Below are 11723 nucleotides of genomic sequence, written 5' to 3' on the forward strand. Positions count from 1 at the left end.
GGTAAAGACAGGAAGTCAGCCTACAAGGCGACCGCCCAGCTCTTGATTTCGAATTCCGCCGGAATATCAGGGAAACTGACAGTGGGACGTCGCTCGCCAGTTAGCCAGGGCGATGTTCTCACCGGCCGGTGGCAACCGGGCGGGGTGCGGAGTAGTTTGCATCACCAGGTAATTGATCGTGCCGTGGTGGTGGGGAGGACACGGTAGTGAAGTCTGCTCGATCGATGCCCGCGGGCCGGGTGGCGCTGCGGGGTGTCGCCGTCGCCGTCACGGCACTCGCCCTGACCTCCTGTGGCCTGGTGCCCGAACACCGGATGGAAGTCGCGCCCCAGAAGGTCGTACTGCCCACCGACGGCATGTGGCGTTCGGCCTGGTCGGCCGCCCGCTCCGAGTCCCTCGCCTCCGAATTCGCGCTGCTGAAGCCAGCTTTCGGTGGCCGGGTCGGCTTGGCGATCATGCCGGTCGGCGGCGGCAAGATGACCGTGCTCGGCGATTGGACCTCCGGAATCGCCTGGTCCACCATCAAGGTTCCGCTGGCCATCGCCGCGTTGCGCCATGACCCCGAAGGGGTGCTGAGCGACGTCGAAGCCGCCATCACCTGGTCGGACAATGGTGCGGCGGACGCACTTTGGGCGTCCCTCGGCGCCGGGGCGGAAGCCGCGAAGGCCGTCCAGGAGGTCCTCGACGAAGCCGGTGACGACGATACCGACATCGCCGCCTCGCACACCCAGCTGGACCTGTCGGCCTTCGGCGCCACCGAATGGACGCTCACCGACCAGGTAAAGTTCGCCGCCAAGCTGCCCTGCCTGGCCGAGTCCGGCACCGTCACCAAGCTGATGGGTGAAATCACCCCCGAACAGGCTTGGGGGCTGGGCAAACTCGACGACGTGGAGTTCAAGGGCGGCTGGGGTCCCGACGACGACACCGGCATCTACACCGTTCGCCAGTTCGGTCTGGTGCCCACCAAGTCCGGCCGGGTCGCCATCGCCGTTGCCGCGCAAGCCGATTCGGGCACCTACGAAGATGCGACCGCGATGCTCGACGACCTCGCCGAGCTGCTGGATCGGCACCTCGGCGAACTGCGCGGGGGCAAATGCCCGCGGTGATCAGCCTGGTGTGACCAGTCCCGACTCGTAGGCGAGCACGACCGCCTGCGCCCGATCCCGCAGGTCCAGTTTCGAGAAGACCTTGGAGACATGGGTTTTCACGGTCTGCTCGGCAACGAACAGCGCCTCGGCGATCTCGGTATTGGACATCCCCTTGGCGATCAGCTCCAGCACCTCCCGTTCCCGGGGCGTCAAAGACGCAAGGGCGGGAGTGGGTTTCGCGCGTGTGTGGTTGCGGCGGCTGGTGACATCGGCGATCAGGCGGCGCGTGACGGTGGGCGCCAGCAGCGCCTGCCCCTCGGCGACCACCCGCACCGCGCGCACCAGTTCCTCGGCGGGCGCGTCCTTGAGCAGAAATCCGCTCGCGCCCAAGCTCAGTGCCTCGTAAACGTAGTCGTCGATATCGAAGGTGGTGAGCATCAGCACCCGCACCGGCGGATCGAACCCGGCCGCGAGGATCGCGCGCGCGGCGTCGAGCCCGTTCATCTCGGGCATCCGCACGTCCATCAGCACCACGTCCGGGCGCAGCCGCTTCGCCTCCGCCACCGCGGCCTTCCCGTCCGGCGCGTCCCCGATCACGCTGATATCGGGTTGCGCGGCGAGCAGGGCGCCGAAACCCTGGCGAACCATCGCCTGGTCATCGGCGATCAAAACCGTTATAGCCACCGGATCACCTTAACCGCGCGCACCCACCCGCAGCGCGCGTCCCTGGTCAGCGAGATCTCGCCGACCAGGGATCCGCCCCAGCGCTCAGGACGACAGCGGCGGCGCACCCACTGCGAAATCCGGGGTGCCCAGGAGCGGCGGGCCCAGCGGCAACCGGGCCTGAACTTCGTACCCGCCGTCGGGACGCGGACCCGCGGTCAGTTCGCCACCGGCCGCCAACGCCCGGGCTTGCATGCCCGCGATGCCGTGCCCGCCATTGGCCGACGGCCGAGCCGGCGTCGCGCCCGGACCATTTCCGACCCGCAGCACCAGGTCGGCCCCGCTGATCAGCTCGACTCGGACCGGTGCACCCGGTGCATGCCGGGAAGCGTTGGACAGCGACTCCTGCGCGATCCGATACAGCGCCAGCCCGGTGGTTTCCGGAACCGCGACGAGGTCACCCTCGACCGTCCAGTCGATGTCGACACCCGCCCGGCGCGCACCCTCGAACAAGCCGAGCAGATCGCTGGCCTTGGGCTGCGGCGCGGTTTCCGGCAGCTGACCGTCACTGCGCAGCACCCCGAGCATCCCGCGGATCTCGTTCAACGCCTCCCGCGCCGTCGCCCCGATGGAATCGAACTCCGCACGCGCGGCCGGGGTCACACCCTCGACCCGATACGGCGCGGTCTGCGCCTGCACCACCACCAGCGACATGTGGTGCGCGACCACATCGTGCAGGTCACGGGCGATACGCGCCTTCTCCTCGAGGATCGTGCGCCGCGCCCGCTCCAGCTCGTTCGCCTCCTCCTGCTGCAGCAACTGCGCCCGCGAAGCGACCAGCCAGCGGATCAGCAGACCCACCAGCACCACCGCGGCCAGCCCGATCGGCCAACCCCAGGCCGCACCCGCGCCCGAACCCGGCATGGTCGTGGCGAACAGCAGCGCTGTGCCCGCCCACGCCACCGCGACCAGCTGCATCGGCGCACGCACCCCCACCGCCAACAGCAGAATGAGCAGCGCCAGCACGTGAATCACCTGGAACGGCATGTCATTGCCGGACTGATGCGGGATCGCCAACGCGATGAGCAGCGCCGAACCCGCGGAAATCGCCCAGCCCAGCGCCGGATTCACGCGCACGAACAGCACCGGGAAAGCGGCCAGCGCGGCCACGCCCGGCTGTGCCGCGATCGGCACCATATGGGTGAGGTGCAGCGTCGGCCACGCGATCACATAGAAGACGAGCGCCACGGCCACGCTGCCGATATCGAACAACAGGCGCGGTGGCAGGGCCTTCTTCCGGGCACGGATTTGCTGCTTCATACCTATGACAGTAGAAACCCGCGGCCTGGACCGCGTCATACCGTCGGGTGAACCGCGACCCCGTACCCCGGTGGGAGATCATCGGCCCGCTCCCCCGCAGGCACGGGACCCGAAACCGCACTTCGGCGTGAGGTGGGCGGGCGCTGCCGATTCCTAGCGTTACCGATCATGAGCTTCCCGACCACCGCCCGGCAGGCCGGCGCTGAAACAGCGGCCGATGAGATGTCCCCCGCGAACCCGCGCCGCACCAAGCTGGAGCGGTGTGCCGCGGTGACCGCCGTCGTGCTGACGACGATGGCGGCGACTGTCGCGCTCGCCCCGGTGACCCACGCGGCGTCGGTGGCCGAGCCCCGCATCGAAAATGCCGCGGCGGCAACGGCGGTCGTGAATCTCACGGCGGGTGGCCCCGGTTCGGCCGCTCAGCTGCCCGCGGACTTCGCGTCGGTCATCGGGTACGAGCCGGGCACCGAGCGCGGGCTCCTGGTCAACCCGAGTGGCGGCTGCTCCTCCCCCGTCCCGCTCCCCGCGGAATTCGAACTGGCCTGCCGGGCCCACGATCTCGGCTACGACCTGCTCCGCTACGCCGATCGCAGCGGAGCGCCCCTCGGCCCCTGGGCGCGCCAGGCCGTCGACTCCACTCTCGACCGCCGCATGCAGGAAGCCTGCACCACTCGCACCACCGCGGTCGGCCGCGCCGAGTGCTTCACCATGGCCGATGTCGCGGACGCCTTCGTCGACCTGAACTCCCGTCGTCAGGATTACGGCGCCCCGGTTGCCGAATCCGGTCTCAACAGTTGGCATTTCGGCATTTTCGCGCTGGCTGGGCTCGGAGTCACGGCACTCCTCGCACTGGCACGCACGCTGTTCGGCGGGCGACTGCCTGCTCTGCGCCGACCGCGGCTCGCACCCGTCACCCCTGCCGCAGCCGGGGCGCTCGCATGAGGTCAGAACTTTCCTCTGGCCGGAAGACGGGGCCGCAATTGCCCCGGCGTTCCGGCGACACCCGAGCGCCCGCAGCTACAGCTCGACTGAAGGCCTACGAGCTGCCGAGTCCTCGTCGTCTCGTTGACGCCTCGGGCACGGCCGACAGCGGGCCGGGACACCAGGGAGATTGCTCGGCGAACGCGGTAGCGGGTCCCGCGAATTTGTTGAAACACGGCACGTTGCAGGAGGTTTCATGATGACGACCACCCTCGAAAGACCAGACACTGTCGGCGCGGAGGCTGCCGCGCCGACACGGGCGTCCGAGCCGGGGAAGCGCTCGCAGCGGGTGCAGGCGACAGCGCGGAAGGTGCTGTCCAGCGCGCCACGAGTCGGCACCACCTCGGCGATCGGGATCGGCGCGCTGGTTTCACTGTCGCCAGGACTCTTGCCAAGAACCCCTGGGGCGCAGGCCATCTTGACCGCGTTGCTGATCGTGATCGTCCTCGCGGTGGCGGGACTACTTCGAATGGTGCTGCGGCGCTGGAAATTCGATATCAATACGCGGTTCCCAGGTGCACGTCGTCCGCTGTTCGCGTTGAGCACGCTCCTGATCGTCGGCGCGGCGGCGCAGGCGGGGCATTGGCAGAACGCGCTGCGGTCTGCGATGGGGACCCCGCCGATCGGGCCCGATTACTGGTTGCGATGCGCGCTCGGTGCGGCACTGCTTGTCGGAGTGTGCACCGGTATCGCGCGTGGATTCCGGTGGGCGTTGAGGCGGTTGGGTCTTGCCCGCAGTATCGCGTTGACCGTGGTGGCCGCGGCGGCCGGATATCTCGTGCTGGTCCCGAGTTTCGTAGGGTGGCGGCAGAGTACCTATGCCGCGGCGAACCATGTGATGGATCCCGCTCTGGTGCAGCCGGTTTCATTCGCGAGATCGGGCAGTGCCGAGTCGGCGGTCAGCTGGGGGTCACTCGGCGCGGAGGGGCGTAAGTTCGTCTCCGGCCAAGCCGAGGGGCCGGTCCGGGTCTATGCCGGAGTGGAATCCGCGCCTCATCTGGATTCCCGTGTGGCGCTGACGATCCGGGAGTTGGAGCGGTCCGGCGGGTTCGCCAAGTCGAACATCGTCGTCGCGGTTCCGACCGGATCGGGATGGATCGACGCGAATGCGATGAAAGGATTCGCGCAGCGGTTCGGTGACGACGCCGCGGTGGTCGGCATGCAGTACTCCTACGCACCGAGCTGGGTGACGTTCGTCTTCGGCCGTGACGAGGCCATCGCCGCCGCGCGCGCGTTGTTCGCCGCCGTGGAGCAGCGCAGCGCCGAGCTCGGCGGGAAGAACCGGCTGTTCGTCTATGGCCAGAGTCTCGGAGCATATGGCGGCAGTTCGGTCTTCACCGATGACGCCGATCAGGACCGTCGCACCTGCGCCGTCCTGTGGGCGGGACCGCCGGCCGGTCACGTGTACCGGTCGGGCGCGACAGTGCTGGCCAACAGCTCCGACCCGGTGGTGCACTGGTCGCCGTCGCTGCTGTGGCGCGCCCCGGATCTGTCCGGAACTCGCGTGGACGCCCCTGTCCCGCAGTGGCTTCCGGTGGCGAGCTTCGTCCAGACCACAGCCGACCTGCTCGCCGCCCTCGACGCACCCGCCGGGCACGGCCACCGCTACGGCACCGACCAGGGCACAGACCTCGGGACCTGCTGACCGTTGACGCATCCTGAAACGTGTTCTAGTTTTCTCGCATGGGACTGACCATCGACGCCGCTGTCTACATCGACGCCCCCGCCGAGGTGGTGTGGCAGGTGCTCACCGACTTCGCGCACTACGGCGACTGGAACCCCTTCTGCCTGGAGGCGAAGACGAGCCTGATCCCGGGCGAACCGATCGACATGCTCGTACAACTCGGCCCCAAACGCCTGCGCCAGCGCGAATACATGCGCAGCCACACCCCCGGACGTGAATTCAGCTACACCATGAAGCCGGTCCCCCTCGGCACCCTGCACAGCCTGCGCTCACACACCGTCACCGCCGTCACACCCGAGCGCACCCGCTACGAATCCCACTTCGAACTCAACGGCTGGCTCAACCCGGTCGTCCGCGCCGCACTCGGCAAGCACCTGCGCAACGGATTCGAAGGCATGACCGCGGCCGTCCAGCGCCAAGCCGAGTCCCAGCACAGCCGCTGACCCCAGGCGTCGGCCGCGCATAGCAACGACAGCGACGCCACGCGCGGCGGTCGCGAGGGGCAACGTCACGCGCGGCGGTCCCGAGAGGCGACATCACGCGCGGAGGTCCCGAGAGGCGACATCACGCGCGGAGGTCCCGAGAGGCGACATCACGCGCGGAGGTCCTGAGAGGCGACGTCACGCGCGGAGGTAGGCGAGGGCAGCGTCCAGCGCGGCGTCGGCATAGGCTTCGTCGAGGCCGCCGAGGCCGAGGGACCACCGGCTCTGGATCGGGCCGAGTAGCAGATCCAAGGCCAGTTCCAGGTTCAGATCGGCGCGGAGTTCGCCGGAAACGATTGCGGCCGTGAGGCGTTCGGCGATGGCGGCACGGTGGGGCAACAGGAGGCGCTCGCGGTAGAGAGCGCCGGGTGCGGGATCCTGCTGGATCTCGATGTAGATCGCGCGCAGGAACGATTCGAAGCCGGGGTCGGTGAGTGCGGCGACCGAACCGCGCATCTGCGGGAGTAGGTCGGCGCGGATATCGCCGGTGTCCGGCAGGGCCAATCCGTCCGGGCCGGAGTCGAGTTCGAGCATGGCGTCGCACACCACCGCGCCCTTGGAAGGCCACCATCGGTAGATCGTCTGCTTACCGACACCCGCGCGGGAAGCGATCACCTCCACAGTGAGCTTCGCGTTGGGCAATTCGCGAATCAGCTCGGTGGCGGCGTTCAGGATCGCGGCGCGGGCGCGTTCACTGCGCCGGGCTGCGCTGGGCGTTTCGGGCATGCGCCGAGTCTAGAGAGAGACGAACCGTCTCGTCTTGACAACTTCGAAGTCGGCTGGCAGTGTCGTCCTCGTTCCAACGAGACGGATCGTCTCGCGACGAAAGGAGTCACCATGACCCGCACCTGGTTCATCACCGGCGCCAACCGCGGCCTCGGCCGCGCCTTCACCACCGCCGCCCTCGCCCAGGGTGACCGCGTCGTCGCGACCGCCCGCGATCCGAAGACCATGGAAGATCTGCGGGACGAGCGACTCACGGTGCTGCCGTTGGACGTTCGCGACCGCGGCGCCGTAATCGACACGGTGAACGCCGCTTTCGACAAGGTCGGCACCATCGACGTGATCATCAACAACGCGGGCTATGGCCTTGTCGGTGCCCTCGAAGAACTCACCGAGGCCGAGATCCGCGACCAGATGGACACCAACTTTTATGGCGCCCTCTGGGTTTCGCAGGCGGCGGTACCGCACCTGCGGGCGCAGGGTTCCGGCCACATCGTGCAGATCTCGACGGTCGGCGCGGTCGGCAGCCTGCCGTTGTTCGGCCTGTACAACGCGAGCAAGTGGGCCCTGGAAGGGTTCAGCGCTTCGCTGGCCGACGAACTGCGGCCCTTCGGCATCCATGTCACCCTCGCCCAAATGGGCGGCTTCGACACCGACTGGGCGAAGTCGAGCATGAAGTTCGGCACGGAACTGCCCGCCTACACCGAGCAGCGCCAAGCCCTCTTCGGTATGCCGGACTACTGGGGCCCGCTCGTCCAAGCCGAATCCGCGCACACCCCAGACGAATCCGCGCCGAGCACGCACGAGCCTGCGGAGGCCCCCGAATCGACCGAACCGGGACCGGAAGTCGCCGCCGCGGCGATCCTCGACCTGGTCGCCATGCCGAACCCTCCGGTCCGCAAGGTAATTGGCCCCGGCGCCCACCAAATGGTCACCATGGCCCTGGACGCCCGCCGCCAGGATTACCTGACGGATCCCGAATTCACCTGGCCCGCATAGCAGAACGGGGGTGGACCCGAAGCCCGGTTCCACCCCGCCGGCCCCTGACGCCACAACTACCTGCGGATCCCGGATCACCTGGCCGGTGCAGCAGAACGGGGTGGAACCCGAAACCTGGTTCCACCCCGCCGCTATCTGATCTCAGTTGATGGGGCCGCGCGCCGCTTCGTACGCCGCACCGACGCGGTACAGGCGATCATCGGCCAGCGCGGGCGCCATGATCTGGAACCCGACCGGCATCCCGTCGTCCTTGCTCAGCCCCGACGGCACCGACATCGCCGGATGCCCGGCCAGGTTGGTGGGCAGGGTGCACAGGTCCGACAGGTACATCGCCAGCGGATCGTCGACCTTCTCGCCCAGCTTCCACGGGGTGAACGGGCTGGTCGGCGAGACCAGTACGTCGACCTGCTCGTAGGCCTGGTCGAAGTCGCGCGTGATCAGCGTGCGCACCTTCAGCGCCTGGCCGTAGTACTCGTCGTAGTACCCGGCCGACAGCGCGTAGGTGCCGAGCATGATGCGGCGCTTGACTTCCGGGCCGAAACCGGCGGCCCGGGTGGCCGCCATGACCTGGTCGGCGCTGTGCCGGCCGTCGTCGTCGACGCGCAGGCCGTAGCGCATCGCGTCGAAACGAGCCAGGTTCGACGACACCTCCGAAGGCATCACCAGGTAGTACGCCGACAGCGCGTATTCGAAGTTCGGGCAGGACACTTCGACGACTTCGGCGCCGAGTTCCTTCAGCACCGCGACCGCGGCGTCGAAGGATTCGATGACACCCGACTGGTAGCTGTCGGAATGCAGTTCCTTGACCACGCCGACCTTCAGGCCGCGCAGGTCACCCTTGGCGCCTTCGCGCGCGGCCGCGACCACCGGCGGCACCGGCACCTTGCGGGAGGTGGAGTCGCGCGGATCGTGCCCGGCGATGACCTCGTGCAGCAGCGCGGTATCGAGCACGGTGCGACCACACGGACCACCCTGATCCAGCGAGGACGCGCACGCGACCAGACCGAACCGGGACACCGTGCCGTAGGTGGGCTTGGTGCCGACGGTCGCGGTGACCGCGGCGGGCTGGCGGATGGAGCCGCCGGTGTCGGTGCCGATGGCCAGCGGCGCCTGGTGCGCGGCCAGCGCCGCCGCCGAACCGCCGCCGGAACCGCCCGGAATGCGGGTGGTGTCCCACGGGTTGCGGGTCGGGCCGTAGGCCGAGTTCTCGGTGGAGGAGCCCATGGCGAACTCGTCCATATTGGTCTTGCCGAGGATCGGGATGCCGGCCTCGCGCAGGCGCGTGGTGACCGTCGCGTCGTAGGGCGAGACCCAGCCTTCGAGGATCTTCGAGGCGCAGGTGGTGGGCATGTCCGTGGTGGTGAACACGTCCTTGAGCGCCAGCGGGACACCGGCGAGCGCGGAGGCGGGCGCCTTGCCGGCGGCCAGGTCGGCGTCGACCTTCGCGGCGGCTTCCAGAGCCTGGTCACCGGCGACATGCAGGAAAGCGTGGATCTCCCCGTCGGATTCGGCGATGCGATCCAGGTGCGCCTGCGTCACCTCGACCGAGGTCACCTCGCGAGCATGGATCTGCTCGGCCAGCTCCGCGGCGGTGCGCGTGGTCAGGTCGCTCATGCGCCCTCTCCCAGAATCTGCGGAACCATGAACCGCTGTTCCTCCACCGCGGGCGCACCCGAGAGCGCTTCCCCGGGCGTCAGGCTCGGCTGGACCTCATCGGGCCGGGTCACGTTCGTCGTCGGATTGGGCGACGAGGTGGGCGGGACGTCGGCGGCGGCGACCTCGTTGATGGTCCGTACGTGACTCAGGATCGAATCCAGCTGACCGGCGAACTGATCCAGTTCGGCATCGGACAGCGCGAGCCGGGACAGCCGGGCGAGGTGAGCTACCTCGTCGCGGGAGATGGCGGGCACCGCAGGACCCCTTTCGGCATGTTGAGCGTGATGCTGGGATTTTCGAAGAGATTCGGCCAGACGGTAGCCTACCGACCCGCCGAGGTGCGCCGCCCACCGCAGCCCGCAGCGGATCGACACACCCCCGCCGCCTAGCGTGACACGCCGCCGCGCCGTCAAAACGCCGCGTGGCGTTGGTCACTGGCGGCTGTTCGACTCGATAACCGTCGCCCGGGGGTGTAAGTATTGCCAGACCCGGGTAACCGATCACCAGGCTCGGCCGGCCCAGAGGAAAGGAACGCGCGTGTCTTATCTGCTCCGCGTGCAACTTCCGGATCGCCCGGGAAGCCTCGGCTCCCTGGCACTCGCCCTGGGTTCGGTGGGTGCCGACATCCTCTCCCTCGACGTGGTCGAGCGCGGGGCCGGCTTCGCGATCGACGATCTCGTCGTGGAGGTGCCGCCCGGCGCGCTGCCCGACACCCTCATCACCGCGGCGGAATCCATCGGTGACGTGCGCGTGGATTCGATCCGCCCGTACTCGGGCGTCTTGGACACCCATCGGGAACTCGAGCTGATCGATCAGGTCGCCAGCGCGCGCGACGACCGGATGCAGGTCCTCGTCGACGGTGCGCCCCGGGTGCTGCGCGTGGGCTGGTCCACCATCCTCGACATGGGCCCGCAGGGCGCCTATCGGGTGGTCGGCAGCCAGAGCGCGCCGCAGACCCAGGCGGCTTCGGCGCCCTGGATGCCGCTGGAGAAGCCCGCGGTGCTCGATCCCGAGGCCGATTGGGTGCCGCAGATCTGGCGCGATATGGACACCAAGCTCGCGGCCGCGCCGCTCGGCAATACCGGGAAGGTGCTGATGCTCGGTCGTCCGGGCGGACCGGATTTCCGGCCGTCGGAGGTCGCGCGGCTGGGCTACCTCGCCGGAATCGTCGCCACCGTTCTCGGCTGAAAAAGGTTGTGACTCAGGAGAGTTGCAGTCGGAGCACGCGTAGCTGCTCGCCCGAAGGGGTGAGCCAGTCCCGCTCGGGGACCGGGACGAAACCGAAACGGTCGTAGAGCCGGCGGGCATCAGCCATGGCGGGCATGGTGGTGAGCGCCACCGCTTCGAACGATTCCGCCGCGGCGATATCGAGGACGGTTCGCACCAGCGCCGTGCCCGCGCCGAGACCGCGCGCCGTCTTCGACACCGCCAGCATCCGGAACTCGAGCTCACCCGGCCGGGCGATCTCGGCGTAGGGGGTGCCGGGCCGGGCAACGGTGAGCGAGCCGACCACCCGATCCTCGTGCGTGGCCACCAGGATCTGCGCCGCGGCCGCACGCTTGGGGGTATCGCCCAGTTCGGTGACGTAGAGGCTGTCTGCCTGGACGTATCCCTCGCCGACGTAGACGTCGACCGTCAGCTCGCCGATCGCGTCGTATTCGTCCGGGTTTGCCGTCCGGATGACGACCGCGGAGTCGTGTGCACCCATACCGGGAATACTGCCACCAGCGGCAACTGCCCTTGACGCGCGGCTACCCCCACAGCGACCGGGCACCGGGATGCACGGGCTGCCAGCGGTCCGGCTTCCCGGCCGGGTAGACGACCGGGATGAATTCGCCGACCGTCGGCCACTGGTTCACATCCCACACCCAGCGGCCGTACACGACCGCCTCCGAAACCGACGGGCCGCTCAGATTGCCGGTGATGGTGACGAATTCCTCGGTTCCGTCGAGCGGGCGCGGGCTGATACCGGTGACATACACCGAGCCGCTTTCCGGCGGCACTCCCCGCTGGCCCGCCCCCAGCCCCGACGCCCCGCGCCGGCGCAGCAACGGCACCACCAGGGTGGCCAGGGCGACCACCATGACCACGAGGAATACGAACTGCAACATGCCATTCATCCTAGTC

The 11723-nt window shown here is 68.7% G+C and carries 13 protein-coding genes; 6 read left to right on the top strand and 7 right to left on the bottom strand.

All coding sequences use genetic code 11. The features are described 5' to 3' along the window. The first annotated feature begins 206 nt into the window (after positions 1-206). Positions 207-1106: a hypothetical protein gene (locus IBX22_RS08640; RefSeq protein WP_309234493.1), complete on the top strand. Its 900-nt coding sequence runs from the start codon at positions 207-209 to the stop codon at positions 1104-1106. Here the strand turns inward: IBX22_RS08640 and IBX22_RS08645 are convergent, their stop codons facing one another. Then, positions 1107-1772, bottom strand: a complete 666-nt coding sequence (locus IBX22_RS08645; RefSeq protein ID WP_194814781.1) for a response regulator transcription factor — start codon at positions 1770-1772, stop codon at positions 1107-1109. A gap of 84 nt (positions 1773-1856) precedes the next feature. Further along, complete coding sequence (locus tag IBX22_RS08650; protein WP_228538259.1) at positions 1857-3071, bottom strand: sensor histidine kinase; 1215 nt, start codon at positions 3069-3071, stop codon at positions 1857-1859. Between the two features lie 168 nt (positions 3072-3239). On the opposite strand from IBX22_RS08650, the gene IBX22_RS08655 reads away from it, so the two are divergent. From IBX22_RS08655 to IBX22_RS08665, 3 genes are all read left to right on the top strand, one after another. After that, positions 3240-4013, top strand: a complete 774-nt coding sequence (locus tag IBX22_RS08655; protein WP_194815796.1) for a hypothetical protein — start codon at positions 3240-3242, stop codon at positions 4011-4013. Between the two features lie 235 nt (positions 4014-4248). Next, positions 4249-5697 carry an alpha/beta-hydrolase family protein gene (locus IBX22_RS08660; protein WP_228538260.1) on the top strand — a complete coding sequence of 483 codons (1449 nt, stop codon included), beginning with the start codon at positions 4249-4251 and terminating at the stop codon, positions 5695-5697. Positions 5698-5735: 38 nt separating this feature from the next. Next, the gene (locus IBX22_RS08665) at positions 5736-6179 is read left to right on the top strand and encodes an SRPBCC domain-containing protein (protein WP_194814783.1); all 444 of its coding nucleotides are present in this window, start codon (positions 5736-5738) and stop codon (positions 6177-6179) included. 177 nt (positions 6180-6356) lie between these two features. Here IBX22_RS08665 and IBX22_RS08670 read toward each other — a convergent pair whose 3' ends face one another. Further along, positions 6357-6944 (bottom strand): TetR/AcrR family transcriptional regulator, encoded by a 588-nt coding sequence (locus tag IBX22_RS08670; RefSeq protein WP_194814784.1) that lies wholly within the window; start codon positions 6942-6944, stop codon positions 6357-6359. Positions 6945-7055: 111 nt separating this feature from the next. Here IBX22_RS08670 and IBX22_RS08675 point away from each other — a divergent pair, with 111 nt between their 5' ends. Continuing rightward, entirely contained in the window at positions 7056-7940 is an 885-nt protein-coding gene (locus IBX22_RS08675) for an SDR family NAD(P)-dependent oxidoreductase (protein ID WP_194814785.1), read from the top strand. Between the two features lie 141 nt (positions 7941-8081). On the opposite strand, the gene gatA is transcribed toward IBX22_RS08675, so the two are convergent. Further along, a complete protein-coding gene (gene gatA, locus IBX22_RS08680; protein ID WP_194814786.1) occupies positions 8082-9554 on the bottom strand; it encodes an Asp-tRNA(Asn)/Glu-tRNA(Gln) amidotransferase subunit GatA in 1473 nt (490 codons plus the stop codon). Then, positions 9551-9850, bottom strand: coding sequence for an Asp-tRNA(Asn)/Glu-tRNA(Gln) amidotransferase subunit GatC (gatC, locus tag IBX22_RS08685; protein ID WP_194814787.1), 300 nt, complete (start codon positions 9848-9850; stop codon positions 9551-9553). Before gatC ends, gatA begins: the two co-directional genes overlap by 4 nt. A gap of 283 nt (positions 9851-10133) precedes the next feature. On the opposite strand from gatC, the gene IBX22_RS08690 reads away from it, so the two are divergent. Further along, complete coding sequence (locus IBX22_RS08690) at positions 10134-10784, top strand: amino acid-binding protein (protein WP_194814788.1); 651 nt, start codon at positions 10134-10136, stop codon at positions 10782-10784. 13 nt (positions 10785-10797) lie between these two features. Here the strand turns inward: IBX22_RS08690 and IBX22_RS08695 are convergent, their stop codons facing one another. Both IBX22_RS08695 and IBX22_RS08700 read right to left on the bottom strand, forming a co-directional pair. Beyond that, positions 10798-11304, bottom strand: a complete 507-nt coding sequence (locus IBX22_RS08695; protein WP_194814789.1) for a GNAT family N-acetyltransferase — start codon at positions 11302-11304, stop codon at positions 10798-10800. Between the two features lie 43 nt (positions 11305-11347). Continuing rightward, the gene (locus IBX22_RS08700) at positions 11348-11707 is read right to left on the bottom strand and encodes a hypothetical protein (RefSeq protein WP_194814790.1); all 360 of its coding nucleotides are present in this window, start codon (positions 11705-11707) and stop codon (positions 11348-11350) included. Positions 11708-11723: the final 16 nt, after the last annotated feature.

The sequence above is a fragment of the Nocardia sp. XZ_19_385 genome (assembly GCF_015355755.1).
GTDB lineage: Bacteria > Actinomycetota > Actinomycetes > Mycobacteriales > Mycobacteriaceae > Nocardia.

What these genes read in the sequence shown, in the direction of transcription:
- IBX22_RS08650 (WP_228538259.1), bottom strand. Translation starts at nt 3,071, where the DNA reads ATGAAGCAGCAAATCCGTGCCCGGAAGAAGGCCCTGCCACCGCGCCTG.
- IBX22_RS08655 (WP_194815796.1), top strand. Translation starts at nt 3,240, where the DNA reads ATGAGCTTCCCGACCACCGCCCGGCAGGCCGGCGCTGAAACAGCGGCC.
- IBX22_RS08660 (WP_228538260.1), top strand. Translation starts at nt 4,249, where the DNA reads ATGATGACGACCACCCTCGAAAGACCAGACACTGTCGGCGCGGAGGCT.
- IBX22_RS08665 (WP_194814783.1), top strand. Translation starts at nt 5,736, where the DNA reads ATGGGACTGACCATCGACGCCGCTGTCTACATCGACGCCCCCGCCGAG.
- IBX22_RS08670 (WP_194814784.1), bottom strand. Translation starts at nt 6,944, where the DNA reads ATGCCCGAAACGCCCAGCGCAGCCCGGCGCAGTGAACGCGCCCGCGCC.
- IBX22_RS08675 (WP_194814785.1), top strand. Translation starts at nt 7,056, where the DNA reads ATGACCCGCACCTGGTTCATCACCGGCGCCAACCGCGGCCTCGGCCGC.
- gatA (WP_194814786.1), bottom strand. Translation starts at nt 9,554, where the DNA reads ATGAGCGACCTGACCACGCGCACCGCCGCGGAGCTGGCCGAGCAGATC.
- IBX22_RS08695 (WP_194814789.1), bottom strand. Translation starts at nt 11,304, where the DNA reads ATGGGTGCACACGACTCCGCGGTCGTCATCCGGACGGCAAACCCGGAC.
- IBX22_RS08700 (WP_194814790.1), bottom strand. Translation starts at nt 11,707, where the DNA reads ATGTTGCAGTTCGTATTCCTCGTGGTCATGGTGGTCGCCCTGGCCACC.